Annotated in this window: 19 protein-coding genes, 1 pseudogene and 1 riboswitch; of the genes and pseudogenes, 10 read left to right on the top strand and 10 right to left on the bottom strand. The window is 60.9% G+C overall.

Features of this window, described 5'->3' with window-relative positions; translation table 11 throughout:
- The first annotated feature begins 144 nt into the window (after positions 1 to 144).
- Together M5G18_RS00680 and M5G18_RS00675 are read left to right on the top strand one after the other, a co-directional pair.
- Positions 145 to 666 carry a MarR family winged helix-turn-helix transcriptional regulator gene (locus M5G18_RS00680; RefSeq protein ID WP_273896793.1) on the top strand — a complete coding sequence of 174 codons (522 nt, stop codon included), beginning with the start codon at positions 145 to 147 and terminating at the stop codon, positions 664 to 666.
- Positions 663 to 1865 carry an FAD-dependent monooxygenase gene (locus M5G18_RS00675; protein ID WP_273896792.1) on the top strand — a complete coding sequence of 401 codons (1203 nt, stop codon included), beginning with the start codon at positions 663 to 665 and terminating at the stop codon, positions 1863 to 1865. Before M5G18_RS00680 ends, M5G18_RS00675 begins: the two co-directional genes overlap by 4 nt.
- A gap of 3 nt (positions 1866 to 1868) precedes the next feature.
- Here M5G18_RS00675 and M5G18_RS00670 read toward each other — a convergent pair whose 3' ends face one another.
- The 10 genes from M5G18_RS00670 to M5G18_RS00625 form a co-directional block, all read right to left on the bottom strand.
- Positions 1869 to 2786, bottom strand: a complete 918-nt coding sequence (locus M5G18_RS00670) for a bifunctional helix-turn-helix transcriptional regulator/GNAT family N-acetyltransferase (protein WP_273896791.1) — start codon at positions 2784 to 2786, stop codon at positions 1869 to 1871.
- Between the two features lie 57 nt (positions 2787 to 2843).
- A complete protein-coding gene (locus M5G18_RS00665; RefSeq protein WP_273896789.1) occupies positions 2844 to 3536 on the bottom strand; it encodes a phytanoyl-CoA dioxygenase family protein in 693 nt (230 codons plus the stop codon).
- A 21-nt stretch (positions 3537 to 3557) separates the two neighbouring features.
- Positions 3558 to 3881, bottom strand: coding sequence for a gamma-glutamylcyclotransferase family protein (locus tag M5G18_RS00660; protein ID WP_127797908.1), 324 nt, complete (start codon positions 3879 to 3881; stop codon positions 3558 to 3560).
- 67 nt (positions 3882 to 3948) lie between these two features.
- The gene (locus M5G18_RS00655) at positions 3949 to 4986 is read right to left on the bottom strand and encodes an alpha/beta hydrolase family protein (RefSeq protein ID WP_273896786.1); all 1038 of its coding nucleotides are present in this window, start codon (positions 4984 to 4986) and stop codon (positions 3949 to 3951) included.
- Between the two features lie 18 nt (positions 4987 to 5004).
- Complete coding sequence (locus M5G18_RS00650; RefSeq protein ID WP_273896944.1) at positions 5005 to 5436, bottom strand: bleomycin resistance protein; 432 nt, start codon at positions 5434 to 5436, stop codon at positions 5005 to 5007.
- A 32-nt stretch (positions 5437 to 5468) separates the two neighbouring features.
- A complete protein-coding gene (locus M5G18_RS00645) occupies positions 5469 to 5951 on the bottom strand; it encodes an HIT family protein (RefSeq protein WP_273896784.1) in 483 nt (160 codons plus the stop codon).
- Between the two features lie 161 nt (positions 5952 to 6112).
- A complete protein-coding gene (locus tag M5G18_RS00640; protein ID WP_273896952.1) occupies positions 6113 to 6292 on the bottom strand; it encodes a hypothetical protein in 180 nt (59 codons plus the stop codon).
- 99 nt (positions 6293 to 6391) lie between these two features.
- Positions 6392 to 7318, bottom strand: a complete 927-nt coding sequence (locus tag M5G18_RS00635; protein WP_273896783.1) for an ABC transporter substrate-binding protein — start codon at positions 7316 to 7318, stop codon at positions 6392 to 6394.
- Positions 7315 to 7674: a (2Fe-2S) ferredoxin domain-containing protein gene (locus M5G18_RS00630; RefSeq protein ID WP_273896781.1), complete on the bottom strand. Its 360-nt coding sequence runs from the start codon at positions 7672 to 7674 to the stop codon at positions 7315 to 7317. The genes M5G18_RS00635 and M5G18_RS00630 overlap by 4 nt, the downstream gene beginning before the upstream one ends.
- Positions 7674 to 9611: a TonB-dependent receptor plug domain-containing protein gene (locus M5G18_RS00625; protein WP_273896780.1), complete on the bottom strand. Its 1938-nt coding sequence runs from the start codon at positions 9609 to 9611 to the stop codon at positions 7674 to 7676. Before M5G18_RS00625 ends, M5G18_RS00630 begins: the two co-directional genes overlap by 1 nt.
- Positions 9612 to 9704: 93 nt before the next feature.
- A riboswitch (cobalamin riboswitch) is annotated at positions 9705 to 9910 on the bottom strand.
- Positions 9911 to 10133: 223 nt separating this feature from the next.
- Here M5G18_RS00625 and M5G18_RS00620 point away from each other — a divergent pair.
- The 8 genes and pseudogenes from M5G18_RS00620 to M5G18_RS00590 all read left to right on the top strand — a co-directional run bounded on the left by M5G18_RS00620 (position 10134) and on the right by M5G18_RS00590 (position 24676).
- Entirely contained in the window at positions 10134 to 11267 is a 1134-nt protein-coding gene (locus tag M5G18_RS00620) for an EAL domain-containing response regulator (protein WP_273896779.1), read from the top strand.
- Between the two features lie 151 nt (positions 11268 to 11418).
- Entirely contained in the window at positions 11419 to 12045 is a 627-nt protein-coding gene (locus M5G18_RS00615; protein ID WP_273896777.1) for a response regulator transcription factor, read from the top strand.
- A complete protein-coding gene (locus tag M5G18_RS00610) occupies positions 12046 to 15726 on the top strand; it encodes a transporter substrate-binding domain-containing protein (RefSeq protein ID WP_273896775.1) in 3681 nt (1226 codons plus the stop codon).
- Positions 15727 to 15945: 219 nt separating this feature from the next.
- A complete protein-coding gene (locus M5G18_RS00605; protein ID WP_273896772.1) occupies positions 15946 to 17040 on the top strand; it encodes an EAL domain-containing response regulator in 1095 nt (364 codons plus the stop codon).
- A gap of 361 nt (positions 17041 to 17401) precedes the next feature.
- Positions 17402 to 17890 (top strand): annotated as a pseudogene (locus M5G18_RS28925) (ESPR-type extended signal peptide-containing protein); the annotation flags it as partial.
- 123 nt (positions 17891 to 18013) lie between these two features.
- On the top strand, positions 18014 to 23416 hold the full coding sequence (locus tag M5G18_RS00600) for a YadA-like family protein (protein ID WP_273896771.1): 5403 nt from the start codon (positions 18014 to 18016) through the stop codon (positions 23414 to 23416).
- A gap of 66 nt (positions 23417 to 23482) precedes the next feature.
- Positions 23483 to 24379 (top strand): hypothetical protein, encoded by an 897-nt coding sequence (locus M5G18_RS00595; RefSeq protein WP_273896769.1) that lies wholly within the window; start codon positions 23483 to 23485, stop codon positions 24377 to 24379.
- A 39-nt stretch (positions 24380 to 24418) separates the two neighbouring features.
- Positions 24419 to 24676: an Arc family DNA-binding protein gene (locus tag M5G18_RS00590; protein WP_273896768.1), complete on the top strand. Its 258-nt coding sequence runs from the start codon at positions 24419 to 24421 to the stop codon at positions 24674 to 24676.
- Position 24677 lies beyond the last annotated feature (1 nt).

Genomic DNA, 24677 nt, shown 5'->3' with positions numbered 1-24677 from the left:
GGCAACGGTCAACAACCCGCCATTTTTTCTCGAAAAATTGAGCGCAAGGCAGGACTTTTACAAAACTAGCTAAGCAAGTTAGCTATATGTTAGTGTCGCTCGCCTCATACCGACCCGCTCTCAATTCCCGGACAAATCCTGCGTATGTCATCACCCACATCTGCGCCCAATCCCGCCGAAGACCCACGCAGCCTGCAGATCGCCAGCGATGCCGTGGGCCAGCAGTTGCAACAGATCGCCATCCTGACCCGTGCTGCGGCCGGCCAGTTGGGCGTGGTGCTGGGCATTAATCAGACCGACGTGGCGGCGCTGGAGCATCTGATCACCGACGGGCCGTTGCCGCCGACCGAACTTGCTTCGCGTCTGTCCGTGACCACGGCGGGCATCACCCAGGTCATCGACCGGTTGGAGCGTGCCGGGCACGTGGTTCGCGAGCGACAGCTCAACGACAAGCGTCGGGTGCTGGTGTGCCCGGTGCCGGAATCGGTGGCGCAGGCCTATCGGCATATCGCACCGATGCTCAATGGCTTGAGCGCGGTGCTGGGTGCGCTCGGCGACCGGGATCGTGCAGTCATCGAGACCTTTCTCGGGCAGGTGATCGAGGTCTACCGCACCACGTTGCCGGGCAGCACGACAGCCACTTCTGAAACGCAGAACGCAAAATGAAACCACAGAAAATACTCGTCACCGGTGCAAGCATCGCCGGCCCTGCGCTGGCGTATTGCCTGTCGCGGCAGGGCATGGACGTCACGGTGGTCGAGCGGGCGCCGGCGTTTCGCGATGGCGGGCAAACCATCGACGTGCGCGGCGCCGGGCGTGAAGTGGTGCGGCGTATGGGGCTGGAGGAGCTGATTCGGGCGAACACGACGCACGAGCAGGGCATCGCGTTTGTTGACCGGAATAATCAGACCAAGGCGTTCATCGGGGTCGATGCGTTTGACGGTGACGGGCCGATTGCGGAGTTGGAAATCCTGCGCGGAGAGCTCGCCAAACTGTTGATCCAGCACAGCGAGGACCGGGTCACCTACCGGTTCGGCGACAGCATTGAAACCATTGAGGACGATGGCGAGCAGGTTCATGTGCGTTTCGAGCAGGGCGGGGAGCAGGTTTACGATCTGGTGATCGTGGCCGAAGGCATCGGTTCGACGACCCGCAATCAGGTGTTCGGCGATGAAGTAAAGCGGCGCCCCCTCGATCTCTACACGGCTTATTTCACCGTGCCTCGACAGCCGAGCGACGGCCAGGTGATGCGCTGGCACAACCTGCCGGGCGGCCGCTGCGTCTGTTTGCGACCTGACACCCTGGGCACCACGCGAGCGTTTTTGACTTTTCAGCAAGCACCGAGCGGATACGAAAAGCTCGCGCAGGACGAACAGAAATCCTTGCTCAAAAAACTGTTTGCCGACGCCGGTTGGGAAACGCCTCGCGTGCTCGCCGCGCTGGATGACACGACTGACCTTTATCTGGAAGCGGTGGGCCAGGTCAAAATGCCCCGTTGGTCCAAGGGGCGCATCGTGCTGCTCGGGGACGCGGCGTATTGCGCGTCGCCCATCAGCGGCATGGGCACCAGCCTGGGACTGTGCGGCGCCTACGTGTTGGCCGGAGAAGTCGGGCGCCACGCCGATCACCGCCGGGCCTTTGCGGCCTATGAAGCGCTGATGCGTCCATTCGTGGCTCAGGCGCAAAGCGTGCCCAAGTTCGCCCCGAGATTGGCCTCGCCGCATTCGCGTCTGGGCATTGCACTGGGCCATGCCGTGCTGCGGATGGCCACTGCGCCGGGGTTCAAGAAGCTGTTCGGCAAAATCCTTTCGCCGAAAGCCGACGCCATCGTCCTGCCTGACTACGACGACTCGCCGCGAGCATAAACCTCACAGCTCGATCGCCCAGGTCTGACTCACCAGCTCTTTGCCGAAGCTGTGAATCGGCTCTTCCTCGACCAACTCAAAACCCGCCCGCTGATACAACCGGCGGGCATCCACCAGATTGCTGGTGGTCCACAGAATCATCTTTTTGTAGCCGACATCCCGGGCAAACCGCAGGCATTCCTCGACCAGCCGATTGCCGATCCCCAGGCCCCGCGCACTGGCGTCCACATAGAGCATGCGCAGTTTGGCGGTGGTTTCGTCGTGGCGGACGACGAACACCGAACCCACCACCTTGCCGTCCTTTTCCGCGATCCAGCAGCGCTCTCCCGTAGGGTCGAATTCGCGCAGGTATTTGGCGACGATCTCGGCCACCAGCGCTTCGAACTCCGAATTCCAGCCGTATTCACGGCTGTAGATCGCCGTCTGCTGATGCACCACCAGGCCCATGTCGCCGGGCTGCGGATCGCGCAGCAGGTAGGTCGTCGGCCGGCCGCCCTCAAGCAGCGTCTGGATTTGCTTCATCGAGGCGATCAGTTGCAGTTGCTGCGGTTCGGCCAGGCGTTCGAGCAGGGTGATGACTTCTTGCCGAGAGGCCTGCTCCAGCGGCGCGAGGATCTCGCGGCCGAGGTCGGTGATGTGCAATTGACTGGCACGGGCGTCGGTGGCGGAGGGGACTTTCTGGATCAGGCCTTTTTTGTCGAAACCGCTGATGATCCGGCTCATGTAACCGGCGTCCAGGCTGAGCATCTGCCGCAGGTCGGCGCTGGTCAGGTCGCCGCCGGACGCGAGTTCGTAGAGGATGCGCAGCTCGGTCAGCGAGTAGTCGCTTTGCAGCAGATGCTCCTGCAACACGCCGATCTGATGGGTGTAGAAACGGTTGAATTCCCGAACGATGTCGGCGCGGTCGGTGATCGTGGACATGGGGCGATGCTCATATGTTTGCTTTAGGCAACTATATAGTTGCTTAAAGCAATCAAGTCAAATGAATGATTTCATGATCCCGAACGCAAAGTGAGTCGGATCGAACCGCTCAGTCGTGTCCATTTGAATGTTTCTGAGGCTCACCGTTTCCAGGTGTGTGGCGTAGAGCGATTCGGAAAAACAGGTAATCAACAGGGATCGACGACGTGCGCCGCTGGCGTTCAGGCTACCGGCGTGGATCAGGTCGGCATCGAAGATCAGGATGTCGCCCGCATTGCCCGTCAGTTGCACGGATCGAGACTCGTCGGTGAAATCGAACGCAGGCTCGCCCGGTGCAGGGCGATGGCTGCCGGGCACGATGCGGGTTGCACCGTTTTCCGGGCCGTAGTCGTCGAGGTACACCAGCGCGATGACGGTGTCGCCGGGGCGTTGCGCCGACAAGTCGCGGTGCAACTGTTGGTGGCCGCCATTGATGAGCGGTTCGCGCCCCTCGACCTGAGAGAGGAAGAAGCGCTCGCCGATCAACTCGCCCACCACGGTCAGCAATTGTGGCAATCGGCACACGGCCTGAACGGTCGGGTCAGTGTCCAACTGTGAATGGCGCCAGTCGCTGCCACGGGGCACGGGCCATTCGCTTGAAGGCTTCACGCCTGCATCGAAGACTGCGCGCAGAGTGTCCAGCCATGCCGGCGTAATTGCCTGGCGCAGCAGCACGTAGCCGTTTCGGTGGAGTTGCTCGCGGTCAGCCACAGACACCCTCGGTTTTGTTGGTTACCGCAGAGCGTAGACAAAAGCCTCAACGACGGCGCCGTCATCCAGCGTCACCTTTGTCAAAACCCGCTGATACTCAGCCCCTTCAAACTCATCCAGCGCCGCCCAGTGCAAGTGGAAATTCTCGGAGGCGAAGACGAAACCTTCGATGACATCACCATCCTCGGCAATCACCAGCCCGGGAAAGCCCATCGCCGCGCCCCATCCGGCCTGCGACAGGCGGCCCTTCAGCGAAGCGGCCTGCCACGTGCCGCCGATGTTCAGCATCACATGCTCATTCGGCCGGCCAGGGCCCAGGGTTCCATAAACGAAAAGACGTTCCACGATTGCTCCTGCCAGTCAAAAAAGGGAGGGATCCTGACGTATGCGCGATGTGCAGGCAACAGCGCGATCAGTTCTGCGCCGACCGGCTCAGAAACCCGTCGATCAACGCCACCACCTGTTGCTGGATCACCTCACGCGAACGCGCGCCGCCGTCCGCGCAAATGATGCCGTCGCCTGGCGAATCTTCTTCGAGCAGCGCCACGGCGCCGGGCTTGCACAGGGACATGAAGCTGAAATGGCTGGCGTCGCTGATCTCGACATACTGCGAGGTGGCCGAAGGCAGGCGCGTGGCGAGATTCGCCGATTCCAGTCGGGCGGGAAGGTCTTCGGACGGCACGCCCGCGCCGATCACCAGTGTCGGAACCGGCAACGCGGCGAGGCTGGCGTCGGTCATCCCGCGTGACAGGCCCAGATCCAGTGACACGATGGCGCTGACGCGTTTGTCGCTCAAGTCTGCGCTGATCCGGTTCTTCGCTTCTGGTGTGTCGGCAACGTTGATCGTCTTGTAGACCGAGCAACTGGCGAGTTTTTGATGGACTGCGCAGTCCTGGGCAAAACGCTCGGGGTCGAAGCGTGTGCCGGCGATTTCCAGAGCGGTCCAGCCGCCAAGTGAATGGCCGGCGACTGCAATTCGGCCCTTCGAGACTGCGCCAAATTGCTCCGGCTGAGCGGTGACCGCATCGATCACACGGCTGATATCGGCAGGTCGTTGCCACAATTGTGCAGCGGCTTTCGGACTGCGGTCATGCGTCGTGGTGCCGGGGTGATTGACCGCCGCGACGATGTAACCCTGACGGGCCAACGCACTGGCGAGCCACGCCTGATTGCTCCAGTTGCCCCGGAACCCGTGCGAGAGCACCAGCAATGGATGATCGCCCGCCGTTGGCGGCGCCTCGCGCACCGCCGAAATCCCGACAAACACCGCGTCGTCGGCAATCAATTGTGCGGGAGCGGTGGTCTTGGCGGGATACCAGACGACCATGTCCAGCGGGCGCTCGTTGCGCGCGTCCGCCAGCGTGGCGGAGCGGAAACCGATGGGGTTTTCATCAGCGTTTGCGCTGGCTGAAAGGCAGATCAGAAGCAGAAGGCCGAAAGCGTTTTTCATTGTTTTTATCTTCCTTGATCAAATCGGGCAAACGGGACGTTCGCCCAGACGTTGTACCAGTCTTACGAGATAACCGTCCGGATCCTGAACGAGAAATTCACGCTGGCCGACTTCGACATCGTCAGCGCGATACCAGGTGTCTTTGCAGGTTTTATAGAGTGAGACCTGAGCGGCGCCCAATTTCTCGATGATGGGAGCAACCGCCTCAACGTCAATCTGCAGATTGACGCCTCTTCCGAAGGGCTTGCTCAGTTCCGCCGTCAGCCATTGGCCTGCATCCGGTTCAACCTGCTCGAGCATGACTTGAGCGCCATTCAGGTCGAGGTATGCGAAGCCATCTTCCGGGCGTTGATAAGCGATGTTGAAGCCCAGGCAGGAAACCCAGAACGCGAGGCTGGCCTGCAGATCCGTGACCATCAATTCTGGAACCAGTTTGTTCCGTTGAAACATGGGGTGAAATTCCTTTTCATTCGAGGGGTTGATCACTTGAAAGCGTTGCGCAGTGCTTCAATCACCTCTTCAACAGAGCGCCCCTGAATCGCTGGCGGTGTGGGGTTCTCGGCAAATTCTCGCCAAACGAACAGCGTCAGTTCTGCGCCATCGGTTGATGGCAAGGGATTCTCGGCGTAGGCAAAAGATTCGAGCAGGCGATAGCGGGAGTCTTTCCAGAACAAGTCTTCGACCCAGTCATAGACCGGTATGAAATGGAAGTGGAGGGGAAGACCGGGTTCATGACCGAAGCGACCGATATAAAGACGCCTGGGCTTCAGATGGCGCTCAATGATCTGCTGGGTTCTTGCGAGCACCCCTCCGAGCTCCGCCAGTGCCTCGGTCGACAGCTCGGCCAGTGAATTGGTTTTGAGTTTCGTCCCCAGCATCAGATAGCCGGGAAGTGCACTGGCCAGATGATGGTTGACGATCCAGTGCTCGGTTTCATGAAGGATGAAGTGCGGGGCAATTTCCATGTGCCATAGGTCCTGGGGCAAGCGGTGCGCCAGCGTAGCAAAAGTGCAGGTCTTTCAGCTGAAGACAGAAAAATAGATCTGTCCCCATATGCTTTTTATATACAAGAAAGCCCGGCGGATAAGGCCGGGCTTTTGTCGAGTGCTGCGGTAAAACCCCGCATTCAGACGTTACGACGTTCGATCAGACGGTCAGAACCACCTTCGGCAACGGCATCGCTGAACAGCGGATCGGTTTCGGTCGCGGCAACAGCGTCACTGAACAGTGGATCGGTTTCAGTCGCCGCAAAAGCATTCAGGGCGAAGAGCGAGAAGGCGATACCGAGGAGGGTTTGGCGTTTCATGGTTCTGTACTCCGTGTGCAGTGGGTTGGTATGGAGCAGATCCTACGCTTTGGATTCGATATGAGAACTTCATTGAATTAATGGTTGTTATTGATGCAGTCAATGATTGGCCTCGATCGCCCGAAGTGCTCTGAACTGCTGCGCCAATCCCAATGCCACGCGGCCGCTGTCCAGCGTGGGCAGCAGATGGGTGAAGGGAATGTCGATCATCCGGTTCTCGCGCACTGCCCGCAGGGTCGATAACACTGGATCCTGCGTCAGCAACTGACGCTTGCGACTGGCCGGCGACCATTGCGCATCGGCCAGCAGGATCACGTCCGGATCACTGGCGAGCAGGGTTTCGCGACTCACGGTCACGCGATACTGGTTGATGTCGGCAAACAGGTTTCGCGCCCCGGCAGCAGCCAGCAGCGGAGTGACGAAACCCCGTCGGCCCTCGCTGTCGAGGCCGTTGACCTCACTGTCCAGATAGAACACCGACAATGGCTTGCCCGAGCCGGCCAGTGCCCGGGCGCGGTGCAGATCAGCGCCCAGTGCATCACTCAGCTCCCGCGCTCGCGCCTGTCTGTGCAGCAGCGCGCCGAGGGTCGAGAGATCGTTGCGGATGTGTTCGAAGTAGTCCAGCGAATGCCCGTTACACGCCGCCTCCAGCAGATAGGACGCCACGCCGTTACGCCACAGCCCGCTGCGCGACGTCACGCCATTGCCGAAGGCCGAGGCGAATCCGCCGATCACCAGATCCGGTTTCTGCGCGTACAACACTTCGCTCGACGGATAGCGCGGCGCAATCACTGGCACGCCAAAATACTCGGACTGCGACGCGCCGGTATCGTCCAGATAGGCGACACCCGCCAGCGCCGGGCCTGCACCCAGCGCGAGCACCAGATCGGCGGCGTGCTGGTTGAGGGCGACGATCCGCAATGGTGGCGCGGTGGGCGCGTTCCAGGTCTCGCCGCAGTTGCGATAACTGTCGGCCCAGACGGGACATGCGCAGAGCAGGGCGCCCCAAAAAACGAGCCTTCTCATGAGCGCGCCCTGATCAGCAAATCCTCAACCACTTCACCGCCCACCAGATGCCCTTCGACCAGTCGTTGCGCATCCGCGTGACTGCGCACGCCGTACCAACAGGCTTCCGGATACACCGTCACGATCGGCCCCAGGTTGCACGGGAACTGACAATGGGTGCGGGTCAGCAGAACGCCGCCCGGTGTTTCGATACGGTCATGCGCCAGCAGATGCCGGCGCAGGGTTTTCCATAACTGCAAGGCGCCGCGCTGGGTGCAGCGCGGGCCGGTGCAGAGGAACACGTGGCGCGCATGCTCGGGCACGTGCGACCAGTCCGGGTGCGAATCGACGCCGTCGGTGGTGATGATGTCAGCCATCAGAAGCGGTACGTGTAGCGGACTTCGGAGGTGAACGGCCGCCCGAGGTTGTCGACGTTGTTCGAGCGACTGGTGACGTAGTCGCGGTCGAACAGGTTCTCCACCAGCAGGCTCACCCGGTGCTGGTGGGCGCCGTCGAGGTAGCGATAAGCGTCGGCGTCCACCACCGAATAATGGCCGTACTCGACCTGTTTCGAGCTGATGACATCGCGGATATAGCGGATCGCGCCGCCAGCGCCCCACATCCGGTCCACCGACTCATAGCCGACGCGTGAGCGGGCGAAGAAGCTCGGCACATCGTTCAGCGTCACGCCTGCGCGCGACTCGGTGAGGTTGCGGGTCATGTCGGCCTGCAGGCTCCATTGCTCGTTGAGCGCCAGTCTGGCGTCCGCCTCGAAACCGCGCATCTGCACCCGGCCCTGGCCGTTGACCCACTGGATGTCATCGAGGGTGATCAGGTCGTCGATCTTGCGTTTGAACAGGGTGACGCTGGCGCTGAAATCGCGGTCGAGCAGCAGGCCTTTGTAGTCCAGGCCGAGCTCGGCATTGCGGCTTTTCTCCGGTTTCAGATTACGGTTGCCCAACTCATCGCCCGGTTCGTTGACGAACAATTGCTCGGCGTTCGGCAGTTTGTAGGCCGTGCCGTACTGGCCGCGCAGGGCCCAGTTTTCGTTGAGGTCATACAGCGAAGTGAGCATGCCGACCGTGGCGCTGTCGCCACCGCCCATGGCTTCGTGACGGATGCCGATGCTCGGGTGCCAGTCGGGCAGGGCGTCGAACTGCGGGCGCAGTTGGGTATAGAGCGCGTGGGCTTCGGCCTTGTCGTTGTCGATGATCAGCACATCGTCCTGACCCTTGAACCACTGGTTGTCCGTACCGAACACCAGCACGTGGCCGCTGGGCAATTCGGCCTTGCCTTCGGCCTGCACGCCCCAGTCGGTGAAGCCCCAGTAGTCGTTGTGATTGATGGTTCGGGTGCCGCCATTGGCGGTGTTGTTGATGCGCGTATAGCGGGTGTCCCAGTCGTTAATATGACCTTTGACGAAGTAGCTCAGGCGCTCGTTGAGGGTCTGTTCGAAGGTCGCCGTGGCGATCTGCTGGATGCGGTCGTTGGTGGTCTTGTGGTTGTCCACCGGGCGGGCGAAATCGAGGTTGGCGTCGGCGTATTGGTAGAACAGCTCCAGGCGTTTGTCATCGCCGAACGACTGAATCGCCTTGCCGCCGAAGGTCGTGACTTCATAGGCGCGCTTCTTCTCGGTGACGTTTTTCAGGTCGCGATTGCGAAACGGTTGATAGCCGTCCGAGACGTTATGGCTGACGTAGGCCAGCAAACCCAGATCGCCGAAACCGTTGCTGAAAATGTTCTCGACCCGCGCATCACCGGTGGTGCCGCCGAAGGTGTCGAGGCCCATGTTCACTTCGCCAGAGGCTTTGCGGCTCTGCGGGCTGCGGGTGACGATGTTGATCACCCCCGACACCGCTTGCGTGCCGAACAGCAGGCTCTGCCCACCCTTGAGCACTTCGATGCGTTCGATGGCGTTGGCCGGCAAGGTGTCCAGGTACAAACCGCCGTACAGGCGATTGTTCAGGCGCACGCCGTCGAGCAGGATCAGCGTGTCGTCGTTGCGCCCGCCCAGCAGCGAATAGGTGCCGTAGTCGAACGGGCCGTTTTTCGGTGCGACGTACAGGCCGGGAATGAACATCTGCATCACCCGGCTGACATCGGCGCTGGGGCCGGCGCGTTCGATCTGCTCGCGGGTGACGATCTCGACCTTGCTGCCGAATTGCGCCATGTCGGCCACGGTGGTGGACTCCACGGACGGCGCGGAAACGATTTGCTGATGGAGTTCGAGCGGCGTGTCATCCGCCAGCAACAGGGGGCTGAACAGGCAGCCGAATAACAGGGATGGAGCCGGAGCGTTGAAAGGTTTGATCATCGTCTTCTCGAAAGGATCTTCGCAGAAGAGCATGCAGGAGAAGGCATCGCGCACACGCCGACACCGGCCCATGCCCGCCCACCGCAGGATTTTGCCAAACAGACATCTCAGGCCGGTCTCCGGGCTCGCGCGTATGGACGCTTTCACCTTCCCATGGCCGTCTGGCCACAGTGGTGTGTCGAAAGCATCACGCGCCTACCGTTGCGGGGGCAGCACCGGACTTGTTCGAAAAGAACGTACCGGTTTCCCGTTTCACCCCATGCACGGCGGCATGGGACACCTGAAACAGGGCGGCATCTGAACACTCGGATGACCGCCCGTCAACTTCAGCGTTACGACCGAGGATGCCGCGTCTCGATGTCGTGCTTGGGAAATTTCCTACAAAGGCCCGAGATAAATCCTTCGTTCCCGGTTAGAACGAATTGTCAGAATTTCACCTCAAGTCATTGGCGAGTAATCGGCGAGATGTGCGCACCCAGCGTTCTGGTTTTAGAAGATCAATCGTTTCAGCGTGGCGCGTTGGTGAAGGCTCTCCAGCACCTGGGTGTCAGCGACATCCTGCAGGCGGCTGACAGCGAGCGGGCGATGGCACAGCTGAGCCGGGCAGGAGGCGTGGATATCGTGCTCTGTGACCTGAGTAATAGCGCCGTCAACTGTCTGGACTTTCTGACCTGGGTCGGCGAAAGCGGCATGGCGCATGCCGTTGCGCTGTGCAGCGAGTTGAAGCCGGAATTGCGACGTGCCGTCGAACAAATGACCTGCCTTTCGGGATTGCAGATGCTCGGTGTCATGAATAAACCCACGCAGCTGTTTTCGTTGCAGGAAATGCTCAGTCGCTACTCCCGTCGGCGGCTGGCACCGGAGATCGAGTCGGTGCCTCATACCAGGCTCCCGAGCGAGGAAGACGTGCGGCGGGGCCTGTCCGAAGGGGAGTTCAGGGCGTGGTTCCAGCCAAAGTTCGATCTGAAAACGTCTGCGGTGGCGGGGGCCGAAGCGCTGGTGCGCTGGCAGCATCCGGTCAGAGGCCTGCTGTTGCCCCGGGACTTTCTGGCGGCCGTGCTGGCCTATGACCTGATCGACGAAATGTTCAAGCAGTTGCTGGAGCAGGGGATGAATCTGCTCAATGCCTTGCGCCAGTGCGGTCTGGGCCTGGAGCTGGCGTTCAATCTTCACGCCTCGCAACTGGCCCGCAATGACCTGATCGAGCACATCGAGCAGCTGTTGAAGCGTCACGAGTTTCCGGGATGGACGTTGTTGTTCGAAGTGGCGGAAAACGGCTTGCTGGATGTTCCTCGTACGACCCGGGAAAACCTGCTGCGCCTGCGCATGATGGGTTGCGGCCTGTCGATCGATGATTTCGGCATGGGTTTTTCATCGTTGACCTTGCTCTGCCAGCTGCCGTTCAACCAGCTCAAACTCGACGGTCAGCTTGTGCGCTCCATCGAAGATCCGCGCACCCATGCAATGGTCACCAGCACGGTGGCACTGGCCCGCGCGCTGAACATGAGCCTGGTGATAGAAGGTGTCGGCAGCCCGGTTATCCGCGACGGCCTGGTGGCGATGGGGTGTTCATTCGGTCAGGGTTTCCATCTGGCACGTCCAATGGAGGCCGAGCGGTTCCTGCGGTGGTTGCAGGCGCCTGATTCACCCGCTTGAAGGAAGAAGATCCGGTTCCTGAAATAGATCGATATAACTGCCTGATTACCGAGTGATCCGGGCGGCATAAGCCAGTGACTTGTTCCATACTTTTGTGATGCATGGTCCTTTCGTTGCTGGTCGTTCCTGTGCGTATAGCTGTGAGGTTCAAATGCATAAAGCGCTGGTTGTAGACGATCATCCGTTCATTCGGGCGACGGTAAAAGTGTTGCTTGAACGCGAGCAATTTGAAGTCGTCGCCGAGGCTGACAACGGCGCTGATGCGGTGCAAATGGCACGCAAGCATCAGCCGGAACTGATTCTGCTGGACATCGCCATGCCCAGTCTCGATGGTCTGGAAGTCATCAACCGGATCAGTGCGCTGAAACTGTCGAGCAAGATCCTGGTACTGACTTCTCAGTCCGCGGCTTTCTATGCCATGCGCTGCATGAAGGCGGGCGCCGCCGGTTATATCTCGAAAACCGATGAATTGAGCGAGCTGAGCAAAGCGATCAAGGCGCTGATGGCCGGCTATACCTTTTTCCCCAACCTTGCAGGAAACTCTGTACGCCGCAGCGATATCGACTCCACGGAACTTGAAATGATTCGCGGCCTGTCCGATCGAGAACTGGTCATCCTGCAGCAACTTGCCAGGGGCTTGAGCAACAAGGAAATCGGAGATGCCATGTTGTTGAGTAACAAGACCGTCAGCACTTATAAAACCCGCCTCATTGAAAAGCTCAATGTGAAGTCGGTGGTGTATCTGGCTGACTTTGCCAAGCGCAATAACCTGATCTAGATGAACACTCTTCTGCGTTGCGTCGGGTTGGCCGCTTGTGTGCTCGGTCAGTTGGGAAGTGTTTTGCCAGTGCAGGCGGCGGTGCAAACCCTGAACCTTTTCGGACGCTCGAATGGCGATCTGCCTTCGGTTGTACTGGATGAAGCGGACTGGCGCTGGTTGCGCGACAAGGGATCGCTGCGCCTGGGAGCGTCGCTGCCGGAAAATGCGCCCTTCGGCATGATCACCGGCGGTCAGGACTACGAGGGCATCACCGCCGATTACGCGGCGCTGCTGGCCGGCATGTTGCACATCCGGGTCGAAGTGCTTCGTTACGATTCCCGGGCCGAAGCGATGCAGGCACTCAGGGACGGTCAGCTGGATCTGGTGGGGGCCGTCAACAGTTTCGACGGGACAGATCCGGAGTTGGCGCTCACCAGTCCCTATGTGCTGGCACCTTCGGTGCTGGTAACGCGCAGTGGCAACAACAAGGCGCTGGCCCCTGACCTGGCCGGTAACCGCCTTGCCATCGTTGATCGCGTCCAGCCGACGGAGGCGGTCACCGCGAATTATCCCAAGGCTGCGCTACAGCTGCACTCATCGGCCCAGAGTGCGATCGGCGCCGTGGCATTCAATCAGGCAGATGCGTATCTGGGGGATGCCGTCAGTACTCATTATCTGGTCGGCAAGTACTTCCTCAATGACGTTTACCTGACGACTTTGCCGAGTGTGTTCAGCACGCATTTCGCGTTCGCCCTGAATCAGCGCAACAGCCAGCTGTTGCACATCATAAATGCGGCGCTGGAGGTGATACCGATCAGCGATCGCATGACGATTCTGCGGCGCTGGGGAGCAGGGGACCTCAACGTTGCCGGCCTCGACCCGCTCCAGTTCACGGAAGCCGAACAACGCTGGATGCAAAAGCATCCCCGCCTGACCGTGGCCGTCAACGACGGTCTGCCACCGGTCTCCTTTTTTGACGGGCAGGGGGAGTTCCGGGGCATCGGCGCCGAGGTGCTGGCCAAGGTCAGCCAGCGCACCGGTCTGAAATTCGATGTTCTGCGTAGCAGCTCGATGGAAAAGCTGGTCGAGCAGGTCCGGGGCGGCAATGCGGATCTGATCGCAGCGTTCACCCCCAGCACTGTCCGTGAAGGCGAGCTGCGATTCACCCGGCCTTATCTGACCAGCCCGTTTGTACTGATCACACAGGACGGAACGGACAGACCACAATCGCTGGACGACATGGTCGGCAAACGGTTGGCTATGCGGCGGGGCAATGCGCTGAGCGATTACATTCGTGGGCAATTCCCGGGCATCCAACTGGTCGAGACGCCGACATCGGCCGAGGCTTTGACGTTGGTGGACAAAGGTGAGGCGGACGGGGCTCTCAATTCGCTGATCAACGGCCGCTACATGATTTTGCGTCAGTACCGTGACCGTCTGCGGGTGGCCAGTGTGGTCGGTCCCCTGTCGGCACCGACCGGGTTCGCCACCGATCGCGGGGCGCTGGAGCTGTACTCGATTCTGGACAAGGCCCTGCAAAGCATCCCTCCGGAAGAACTGGATGAACTGACGAGCCGCTGGCGCCACGACGTGGTGATCGATAACGACAGCTGGCTGCACCATCGTTCGGCGGTCATCCAGGGCTTTGTCATCTTCGCGTTGCTGTTGTTGCTGGCGCTGGTGTGGATCGTTCATCTGCGCAAACTGGTGTCCACCCGGGAAAAGGCCGAGCTGGCGCTCAATGACCAGATGGAATTCATGCGGGCCTTGATCGACGGTACGCCCCATGCGATTTACGTGCGTGACCGTGAAGGGCGCCTGATCAGCTGCAACTCGGCCTACCTGGATGCACTCGGCCTGCCGCGTGAAGCCGTGATGGGCAAACGACTGACCGACAGCCCGGTGGTCGGGCATTCCGATGCCCAGACGTTCCAGGCCGAATACGTCAAGGTCATGGAGAGCGGCACGCGATGGATTCAGGATCGCACCTACGTCCACAGCGATGGCGTGGTGCACACGGTGTATCACTGGATGCTGCCGTATCACACCAGTGAAGGTGTGGTGATGGGCATCATCGCCGGCTGGATCGACATCAGCGATCGCCAGCGTCTGATGGACCAGCTGCAAAGCGCCAAGCAAAGCGCCGACGACGCCAACCGGGCGAAAACCACTTTTCTGGCGACCATGAGCCATGAGATCCGCACACCGATGAATGCCGTGATCGGCATGCTCGAACTGGCGATGAAGAAGGCCGACCAGGGTGTCATGGACCGCTTCGCCATCGAAGTGGCCTCGGGTGCGGCGCGAGGGTTGCTGGACCTGATCGGCGACATTCTCGACATTGCCCGCATCGAATCCGGCCGCCTGTCCCTGACCCCGGAGCGGGCCAGCCTGCGTGAGCTGGTCGAGTCGGTGGTGCGCATGTTTGAAGGCGTGGCGCGGCAGAAGGGCGTGCGACTGTTGCTGGACTTCGACCTCAAGGCCAGTCGCGATGTCCTGATCGATCCGCTGCGTTTCAAACAGATTCTCTCCAACCTGTTGAGCAACGCGATCAAGTTCACCGACGAAGGCGAAGTGCGACTGAGCGTTCAGGCGGTACTCAGCGCGTGCGGTGAGCGCCTGGCGATTCATGTTCAGGTAAAGGATTCCGGCATCGGCATTTCGGCCGAGGATCAGGCGCTGTTGTTCAACCCGTTCGGCCAGGCCCGCAACAATCACCAGTCGGCGCGCGGCGGTTCTGGGCTGGGACTGGTCATCAGCCGCACCCTATGTGAAATGATGGACGGGCATTTGCACCTCACCAGCGTGCCGGGCAAGGGCACGCAGATCGATATCTGCCTCGATCTACTGATCCTGCAACCGGTGCCCGCCACGGAATTGCCGGCGGCTGAGCTCACGGATCAGGCGAGCGTGCTGAACATTCTGGTAATCGACGACTACCCGGCCAACCGGTTGCTGCTGTCCCAGCAATTGTCCTACCTCGGCCACAGCGTCAGCGACGCCGAGGACGGCGCCCATGGCCTGCGTGCCTGGCGCAATGGCCGTTTCGATGTGGTGATCACCGATTGCAACATGCCGGTCATGAACGGTTATGAATTGACGCGGGCCATCCGTGATGAAGAGAAATCCTCGGGGGCCGAGCCTTGTCTGATCCTCGGTCTTACCGCCAATGCACAGCCAGAGGAAAAGGACCGCTGTCTGGCAGAGGGGATGGACGACTGCCTGTTCAAACCGATCAGCCTGGGTGACTTGAGTGTCCGACTGGCCTCGGTGCAGTCCGGGCTGGAGTTACCCGCGCAAGGCGCCGTTAGCCCTGTGGTCGAGGGCGACATCAATCTCGGCAGCCTGCAACAACTGACCCGTGGCGATCAGGCCGCGATCAGGAAACTGCTCGGGGATCTGGCCAGCAGCAACGAAGAAGACATGTTGCGGCTCATCAAACTGTTCGGCGAACACGATCTGTCGGGGCTTTCCGATCTGGCTCACCGGGTCAAGGGCGGGGCGCGGATCATCAAGGCGGGCAGCCTGATTCTGTGTTGCGAACAGTTGGAGGCTGTTTGTATGGGGGCTGACTCTGCCGCGCTGACAGAGGCGGTGGATGCGTTGCAGCAAGCGATGGAGCGATTGGCGCTGACGCTGGAGCAGCACATGGCCGACCCGGAAACGGTCGGTGATGGTGCCAGCGTCGCCGTCGATTAAAAGCCTGTCGTGACTTTGGGAAAATTCCTACACCGACAAGGAAGTTTCCTAAAGATACCCGCAGGCCAGGCCCGGACAATGGGCTCATTCCTTTCAGAGTGAGCTGCTTCCATGCCCATGCTCCCGCTACGCATTCTGGTTCTCGGCGACACGGCCTCCCATTCTTTGATGGTCGCCAACGCGCTACGGCAATCAGGATGCCAGGAAGTTTTTGTTGCCATGGATGATGGGCCGGCGCTAGCGACCCTTGAACAGATCGGCCCGGTGGATGTCACGCTTTGCGTTTTTCGCAAGGAGACGGCGGATGCCATGGACCTTTTGCAGGCCATCGGCCGATCCGGGCTGGCGGGCTCGATCATCATCAGCCGTACGCTGTCAGCCGACTCACGCAGTGTGCTGGGGCAGTTGATTTCGCTTTTGGGCATGGCGCTGCTGGACGATGTCAGCAAGCCTTTGCAGCCAGGAGCACTGCAGTTACTGCTGGCCAAACACATGAACGAGCCCATCAATGAGTCAGGTGTGCTGCCTGTCGTACCCGCCACTGAAGACGAGGTTCGTCGGGCACTATCCGGCCATCAGTTGCACACCTACTTTCAACCCAAGTTCAACCTGCAGACGGGTGATGTGTGCAGCATCGAAGCGCTGGCCCGCTGGCACCATCCGTTCAAAGGCGTCTTGCCACCCTCGGTGTTCATGCCGGTTATCGAGCGTTGCGGCTGGCTGGATGAACTGTTGTTCCTGCAACTGGAACAGGGGCTGAGGCTCCAGCGCCAGGCACTCAATCAGGGGTTTGCCCTGAATGTCGCGTTCAATCTGCATGCGGGGCAACTGGTCAACCCGGAACTCACGGCCCGGGTTCAGGCCATATTGGCGGCTCATGATCTACCTGGTTCCGGGCTGACTTTCGAGCTGACCGAAACGGGCTTGCTCGAAGCTCCGGCGATCAGCCTGGAAAGTCTGGTGCGCCTGCGAATGATGGGTTGCAGCCTGTCCATCGATGACTTTGGCGCAGGTTTTTCTTCGTTGCAGCGGCTGTGTCAGTTGCCCTTCAACGAGATCAAGCTCGATGGCGAATTCGTACGCGGGCTCAGACATGAACCGCGCCGCCGCGCCGTGATCAGCAGCACGCTGGCACTGGGCGAGGCGCTGGGCATGTCGGTGGTGGTCGAAGGGATCGAAACCGAAGAACAGCGCAAAGTGCTGCTGGAACTGGGATGTAAACAAGGGCAGGGCTACTTGTGCGCGCGGCCGATGTCGGCGGCCAGTCTGTTGAACTGGCTGGATCTTCAGCGAGGGGCCGAGGCTACTTGTTAGGTGGCTTGTTCCAGTGCACAACGCGCGAGTCAATTCAGAAAAGGCATAACGCCAAAGACATTTATTACATGTTCTTTGGCGTTTTTTTATGGCCGTATTTTTGACGTTCGTTAGTTGGGAAATTTCCTACAAACAGCAGGAAATTTCCTAACTTAATCCGCAGGGGCAGTCGAGAAAATACGCTCACTTGATTCCATTGTGATGCCTGTTCGCTACGTCAAGCGAAGTTCGATTTTCGTCAATCAAGGACGGGATTCGATGTTTGTCAGCGAGGTTCTGTATCCGCAATCGAATTAAAGGCGGAAGTCATCACGCAATAGGTGACGCGCGTTTCGGAGGCTGGCTCGATGCCAGTTCTGTGATGAATAAAATCTTTTCGGTTGTCTGGAACACGGCATTACGCTGCTGGGTAGTTGCGTCTGAACTTGCTGATAAAAAGACCCGAAGTGGTCCGGCTCCTCAGCGCCAACTTCGGGAAACACGAATGACCGTGGCTGTTGTACTGGTTGCTTTCGCATCAGTAACAATGAATTCGGTGTCCGCCGCCACAACACTGGGGGGAGGGGCTTCAGCTGCCGATAACTCCATCACGATCAGCGGGGGATCAACCTCCACGTCTTCCAATATCAGTATCGCGATTGGCGACGCTGCCAATGCGACGGGCGCCAACTCCATCGCACTGGGGCGGCAGATTGACGTGACGGGGGCTAACGCGACGGGCATAGGTTGGGGGGTCAATGCTTCCAGCGCGAACGCAACGGCCGTCGGTAGAAACACCGATGTCTCCGGAGCCCAGGCGACTGCGTTAGGTTCTTACGCCAGCGCTACCGGGTTAAATGCAATCGCTTTGGGTGGCGGCACGACGTTGGCCTCGGCCGCCAATGCATTTGGTTCAAACAGTGTCGCCTTGGGGACTGACTCATCGGTGACGGCGGCAGGCAGTTCCGGCACGGCGCTGGGGGCAGGAGCCTCTGTGACGGTCGCCAACGGCGTGGCGTTGGGTTCTGGCTCATCAGCAACGGGGACCACGTTGGCTTCTGCGGCTTACGGTGTCGGTGGCGCGGCGACGGCGGGCAATGAAGTGAACATCGCCAATGGCGCCGATGGTCGTCGTATTACCGGCCTTGCTGCGGGATACAGCGCGACGGATGCCGTCAACGTCAGCCAGTTGAACAAGGTCGGTCAGGATACCGCGACTGCCCTCGGCGGTGGTGCTGCGCTCAATGCAACCACCGGTGTATGGACGGCCCCCAGTTATTCAACCAACAGCATCAATGCTGTCGGTACCAACACCGGTCCATTGGTCAGCACCAACGTTGGTGCGGCCCTGACCAATCTGAACACCAGCGTGACCAACACGGCTGCCGTTGCGGTGAAATACGACAACGCTGCAACCAAGACTCAAGTGACCTTCAACCCGGCCGGGACGGCGGTCAAGTTGACCAACATCGCGGTCGGCGTGTTGAACGCCACCAGCACCGATGCCGTGAATGGCAGCCAACTGTTTGCGAACAGCCAGAACGCGGCAACGGCTTTGGGCGGGGGGGCGACGGTCAACGCGACAACCGGAGCATGGACGGCGCCGAGCTATTCGACCAACAGCATCAGCGCGACCGGCGCCAACACCGGGCCGCTGGTCAGCAACAACGTCGGAGCGGCGCTGACCAATCTCAATACCAGCCTGACCAACACCGCTGCCGTGGCCGTGAAATACGACGATGCCGTGACGAAAACCCAGGTGACTTTCAACCCGGCAGGCACAGCGGTGAAGCTGACCAATGTCGCTGTCGGTGCCTTGAACGCTACCAGCACCGATGTCGTGACTGGTTCGCAGTTGTTCGCGAACAGCCAGAACACGGCGACGGCATTGGGCGGTGGTTCGACGGTCAATGCAACAACCGGTGCCTGGACGGCCCCGAGTTACTCCACCAACAGCATCAGCGCGACCGGTGCCAACACCGGCCCGTTGGTCAGTAACAACGTCGGAGCGGCGCTGACCAACCTCAATACCGGCCTGACCAATACCGCTGCCGTGGCCGTGAAATACGACGATGCCACGACCAAAAATCAGGTGACCTTCAACCCGGCGGGCACCTCGGTCAAATTGACCAACGTTGCGCCCGGCGCCTTGAACGCCACCAGCACCGATGCGGTGAACGGCTCGCAGTTGTTCTCGACCAATCAGACCGTCGACAACATCGTCAACAACGGTACTGGCATCAAGTATTTCCACAGCAATTCGGTTCTCGCCGACAGCAGCGCGAGCGGCCAGGACAGCGTTGCTATCGGCCCGCTCGCGAGTGCGACCATTGCCAATGGTGTGGCGTTGGGCTCCAACTCGTCCGCCACGGGCACGACTTTGGCCAATGCAGCTTATGGCGTCGGCGGCGCCGCGACGGGTGGCGAAGTGAATATCGCCAACGGCGCCAATGGCCGGCGCATCACCGGCCTCGCAGCGGGCTCCAGCGCAACCGATGCGGTCAACGTCAGCCAGTTGAACAAGGCAGGGCAGGACAATGCGACCGCTTTGGGCGGCGGCGCAGCGCTTGATGCGAACACTGGCGTCTGGACGGCACCAAGCTATTCCAGCAACAGTATCAGCGCGACTGGGGCCAACACCGGCCCGTTGGTCAGCAACAACGTTGGCGCCGCACTGACCAATCTCAACACCAGCCTGACCAACACCGCAGCCGTGGCCGTGAAATACGACGATGCCACGACCAAAACCCAGGTGACCTTTAACCCTGCGGGCACCGCTGTGAAATTGACCAACGTCGCGGCTGGAACCCTGAACGCCACCAGCACCGACGCAGTTAACGGCTCGCAGTTGTTCGCGACCAACCAGACGGTCGACGGCCTCGTCAACAACGGCGCCGGTATCAAGTACTTCCACAGCAACTCGACTCTCGCCGACAGCAGTGCAACCGGTCAGGACAGCGTCGCGATGGGGCCTGCAGCCGTATCTTCCGGTGTCAACAGCGTTGCGCTTGGCAATGGCGCCTCGGCCAGCTTCAACAGCAGCATTGCTTTGGGCTCCGGCTCATCTGCCACGGGTGCGACTTTGGCCAATGCGGCGTATGGCGTCGGCGGTACTGCAACCAGCGAAGTCAACATCGCCAACGGTGCTGACGGCCGTCGAATCACTGGCCTCGCAGCGGGCTCCAACGCAACCGATGCAGTCAACGTCAGCCAACTGAACAAAACAGGGCAGGACACGGCGACCGCTCTGGGCGGCGGCGCGGCACTCAATGCGACAACTGGTGCATGGACGGCCCCGAGTTACTCCACCAACAGCATCAGCGCGACCGGTGCCAACACCGGCCCGTTGGTCAGCAACAACGTCGGCGCCGCATTGACCAACCTCAACACCAGCCTGACCAACACCGCTGCCGTGGCCGTGAAATACGACGATGCCACGACCAAAACCCAGGTGACCTTCAACCCGGCGGGCACAGCGGTGAAGCTGACAAATGTCGCAGCCGGCGACTTGAACGCCACCAGCACAGACGCGGTGAACGGCTCGCAGTTGTTCGCGACCAATCAGACCGTCGACGGCCTCGTCAACAACGGCGCCGGTATCAAATACTTCCACAGCAACTCGATCCTCGCCGACAGCAGTGCGACCGGTCAGGACAGTGTGGCAATGGGCCCGGCTGCCGTGTCCTCCGGTGCCAACAGCATCGCATTGGGCAATGGCGCCACGGCTGGTTTCGACAACAGCGTCGCTCTGGGATCTGGCTCGTCTGCCACAGGCGCGACTTTGGCTAATGCGGCTTATGGTGTCGGTGGCGCCGCAACGGGGGGCGAAGTGAACATCGCTAACGGCGCCAACGGCCGGCGAATCACTGGTTTGGCGGCTGGGAGTTCGGCGACGGATGCCGTGAACGTCAGCCAGTTGAACAAGGCAGGGCAGGACAATGCGACCGCTTTGGGCGGCGGCGCAGCGCTTGATGCGAACAGTGGCGTCTGGACGGCACCAAGCTATTCCACCAACAGCATCAGTGCGACTGGCGCCAACACCGGACCATTGCTCAGCAGCGACGTCGGCGCAGCACTGACCAATCTCAATACCAGCCTGACCAACACGGCAGCCGTCGCAGTGAAATACGACGACGCCACCACCAAAACCCAGGTGACCTTCAACCCGGCAGGTACCTCGGTCAAATTGACCAACGTCGCGACCGGAACCTTGAACGCCACCAGCACCGACGCCGTCAACGGCTCGCAACTGTTCGCGACCAACCAGACCGTCGACAACCTCGTCAACAACGGCGCCGGCATCAAGTACTTCCACAGCAACTCCACCCTGGCCGATTCGCAAGCCACAGGTCTGGACAGCATTGCCGTCGGGCCGCAGTCCGTTGCGGCCGGTGCCAATTCGTTCGCCGCCGGCTCGGGCGCCAATGCGACGGCTGATGGCAGCCTGGCGCTGGGTCGTTTGAGCCAGGCTCAGGTAGCGGGCGGTATCGCACTAGGCGAAGGCTCGGTCGCCGACCGTGCCCTGGCACCCACCACCGGCACCATTCCAGCGGGTGGCGGGGCGGTCATCTATGACACCTCGGATGCGACCTTGCTTGGCTCGGTGTCGGTGGGCAAGGCCGGCAGCTACCGGCAGATCACCAACGTGGCCGATGCCACCGAAGATCACGACGCCGTGACCCTGCGTCAGTTGACCGGTGCGATGGGCTCGCTGAGCTCCACCGGCACGCTGTACTTCCATGCCAACTCAACCAACCCGGTGGACTCGCTCGCCAGCGGTGCGGAGTCGATCGCGGTCGGCCCGGCCACGGTGGTCAATGGTGACAACGGCATCGGGATCGGCAATCAGGCCAGTGTCGGTCAAGCCGCTGCCGGTGGCATCGCCATCGGTCGCAACACCCAGGTGTTGCTGGCGTCCGGCATCGCGGTGGGCAGCGCGGCGCAGGCAGCGGCGGAGCAGTCGGTTGCATTGGGCGCCGGGGCCAATGCCAGCCACGCCCTGAGCGTGGCACTGGGTTCGAGTTCGGTCACCACGGTGGGTGCTGAGGCGGGTTACAGCGCTTATCGACTGGCCGCACCGCAGACGTCCGTCGGCGAGATCGGCATCGGCACCGCAGTGGGCAGTCGCAAACTCACCGGGCTGGCGGCCGGCACCCAGGACAACGATGCGGTCAACGTGGCGCAACTGAAAATGGTCGGCGATCAGGTCGATCAGAACACCTCGGACATCACCAACCTGAACGGCCGCGTCGGTGGGCTCGAAACCCTCATCGGCTCGGGCGGCGGTATCAAATACCTGCACGTCAACTCGACCAAGGCCGACTCCGCAGCCACCGGTACGGACGCGATGGCCCTGGGTTCCCAGGCCCTGGCGTCCGGCACTGGCTCGGTAGCGGTGGGCAATGGCGCCACCGCGACAGCCGATGGCAGCGTTGCGGTGGGCAGCGGCTCCAGCGATGACGGGCGCGGTGCAGAAACCTACAGCGGCAAATATTCGGGGGCGAACAACGTAACGTCGGGCACGGTATCGGTGGGCAACGCCACGACGGGTGAAACCCGGACGGTCAGCAACGTGGCCGACGGCAAGAACGCCAACGATGCGGTCAACGTGCGCCAGCTCGACGGCGCGGTCGCCGAATCCAAGCAATACACCGACGACTCGATTGCCAATCTGGGGGCCAATGCCGGTCAACAGGGCGCACGCATCACCACGGTCGAGGGTGATGTCGCCAACATCAAGAACGGCACCGACGGCATGTTCCAGGTCAACAACAGCAGCGCCGCAGCCAAGCCGAAAGCCACGGGGGCCGACGCTATCGCGGGCGGCACGGGGGCGGTGGCGTCGGGCAAAAACAGCGCGGCGGTCGGTACACGGTCACAAGCCACCGGGGAAAACTCCGTGGCGCTGGGCAACGGGGCCAAGGCGTCGGCCAGAAATGCCACGGCACTGGGCGCCAACTCGGTGGCCGATCGTGACAACAGTGTGTCGGTGGGCAACGCGGGCAACGAGCGGCAGATCACCAACGTCGCGGCCGGCACTCGCGGCACGGATGCGGTGAACCTGGATCAGTTGAACAAAAGCGTTGCGGACATCACCAGCGGCGCCAATGCCTACACCGACCAGCGTTACAGCGAGCTGAAAAACGACCTCAAGGAACAGGACGAAATTCTCAGCGCGGGCATCGCCGGTGCGATGGCCATGGCCAGCCTGCCGCAGTCGTACTCGCCGGGTTCCAGCATGACAACCGTCGCGGCAGGCACCTATCGCGGTCAATCGTCGCTGGCCTTCGGCGTGTCGCACATGTCCGCCAATGGTCGGTGGGTGACCAAGTTGCAGGGCAGCACCGACACCCAGCGCAACGTCGGGGTGGCGGTGGGTGTGGGGTATCAGTGGTGACTCGTTGACGGAGCTGATGCAGCTCTCAATCGAATTTTTCAGGCAACTCTTTTCAGGTAAAAGCCTATGAACATGAAATCCATTTTCGTCGCCATCCTGATCCTGCTGGTGGCGCTGGCCGGTTACGACAAGTTTGTGGCCGACAAGCTGACAGATTCCCCACGCGTCTGGCTGCGGGTTCCGGCGTTGCCGGTGATTCAGGATGCGGTTTTTCAGCTCTCGCCCAGGTTCGACGAGCCGCGCAAGGCCTTGATGATGGCGCAGCTGTGCGCGTTGGCGCGAGGCGAGGTGAAACAGGAACAGGTCAACGCCTTTCTCAAGCAACAGGGAATCGACGCGCAGACACTGCCTCGGCAAGGCAGCCCGTTTTCGTTGTTGGTCAATGGCGACAAGGCCGGTCAGGCCTCGGCCTGTGCGGCGTATCTGGCGACGACTGTGCTGACGACGGTCAACGTCGCCGACTTCATGCGCCCGGTGACTGAGCCGGCCGCCAACGGACAGCCCGAAAAGTCGTCGCTGCAGATGGACAACACGCTGCTCACGTCGGCGCTGTCGGTGAAGCTGGCCGTGGCGCGCGCCAACGCCGATATCTTCGCCTTGATCGCGGTCGAGTTGCAGCGCAGCCCCGGCCTGACACTCCCGCAATTTCGCGAACAGGCGACGCAGTTGTTTACCCGACTGGCCCCGACCTATCTGCAACACATCAAGGAGCAACTGCCGCCGGCCAACACCCAGTACAAGCTGCTGCAAATGGACGACAGCCGTTTCGCCTTCAGCAGCTCTGTCGGCAGCGTCTTCGAGTTTGGCCGCAACGGTCTGGTCCTGAGTCAGGGCGGTATCGTCTGGTACGGCAAGGGACGGTTGATGGGGCAGGAATACCCGCTGCAGGTGGAGTGTTTTTCGGCGGACGTCAAACGCTTGCTGACAGCGCCTGCGTCGCTACAGACCACCTCGATCCAGTGACGGTGCGGTCAAACTTGAACTTGTCAGCGGAGGTGGGTGGTGGCTGAGCGCGTCGACAGATTTGTGCTTCGATTACCTGACGGCTTGCGTCAAACGTTGAAACGCCTTGCGAAGAAGAACCGGCGCAGCCTGAATGCCGAAATCGTTGCGCGCATGGAGCGCTCATTGGCAGGGCTGCATAGCCGGGATCTTGATGATGAAAAAAGACAGGCGTTGATTCGCGAGTTTTTTGGCGTACAGGACCCGCCGGAAAAGGCCTCCTGCGGGTCAGATCTTGCGGATATAGAGGCGCCGTAGT

The sequence above is a fragment of the Pseudomonas aphyarum genome, assembly GCF_028657055.1.
GTDB lineage: Bacteria > Pseudomonadota > Gammaproteobacteria > Pseudomonadales > Pseudomonadaceae > Aquipseudomonas > Aquipseudomonas aphyarum.
Note: the sequence above shows the minus strand (reverse complement) of the source record. Positions and strands in the feature narration are given on the sequence as shown.

What these genes read in the sequence shown, in the direction of transcription:
- M5G18_RS00595 (WP_273896769.1), top strand. Translation starts at nt 23,483, where the DNA reads ATGAACATGAAATCCATTTTCGTCGCCATCCTGATCCTGCTGGTGGCG.
- M5G18_RS00680 (WP_273896793.1), top strand. Translation starts at nt 145, where the DNA reads ATGTCATCACCCACATCTGCGCCCAATCCCGCCGAAGACCCACGCAGC.
- M5G18_RS00655 (WP_273896786.1), bottom strand. Translation starts at nt 4,986, where the DNA reads ATGAAAAACGCTTTCGGCCTTCTGCTTCTGATCTGCCTTTCAGCCAGC.
- M5G18_RS00605 (WP_273896772.1), top strand. Translation starts at nt 15,946, where the DNA reads ATGGATGATGGGCCGGCGCTAGCGACCCTTGAACAGATCGGCCCGGTG.
- M5G18_RS00625 (WP_273896780.1), bottom strand. Translation starts at nt 9,611, where the DNA reads ATGATCAAACCTTTCAACGCTCCGGCTCCATCCCTGTTATTCGGCTGC.
- M5G18_RS00640 (WP_273896952.1), bottom strand. Translation starts at nt 6,292, where the DNA reads ATGAAACGCCAAACCCTCCTCGGTATCGCCTTCTCGCTCTTCGCCCTG.
- M5G18_RS00645 (WP_273896784.1), bottom strand. Translation starts at nt 5,951, where the DNA reads ATGGAAATTGCCCCGCACTTCATCCTTCATGAAACCGAGCACTGGATC.
- M5G18_RS00630 (WP_273896781.1), bottom strand. Translation starts at nt 7,674, where the DNA reads ATGGCTGACATCATCACCACCGACGGCGTCGATTCGCACCCGGACTGG.
- M5G18_RS00635 (WP_273896783.1), bottom strand. Translation starts at nt 7,318, where the DNA reads ATGAGAAGGCTCGTTTTTTGGGGCGCCCTGCTCTGCGCATGTCCCGTC.
- M5G18_RS00610 (WP_273896775.1), top strand. Translation starts at nt 12,046, where the DNA reads ATGAACACTCTTCTGCGTTGCGTCGGGTTGGCCGCTTGTGTGCTCGGT.
- M5G18_RS00670 (WP_273896791.1), bottom strand. Translation starts at nt 2,786, where the DNA reads ATGTCCACGATCACCGACCGCGCCGACATCGTTCGGGAATTCAACCGT.
- M5G18_RS00675 (WP_273896792.1), top strand. Translation starts at nt 663, where the DNA reads ATGAAACCACAGAAAATACTCGTCACCGGTGCAAGCATCGCCGGCCCT.
- M5G18_RS00650 (WP_273896944.1), bottom strand. Translation starts at nt 5,436, where the DNA reads ATGTTTCAACGGAACAAACTGGTTCCAGAATTGATGGTCACGGATCTG.
- M5G18_RS00615 (WP_273896777.1), top strand. Translation starts at nt 11,419, where the DNA reads ATGCATAAAGCGCTGGTTGTAGACGATCATCCGTTCATTCGGGCGACG.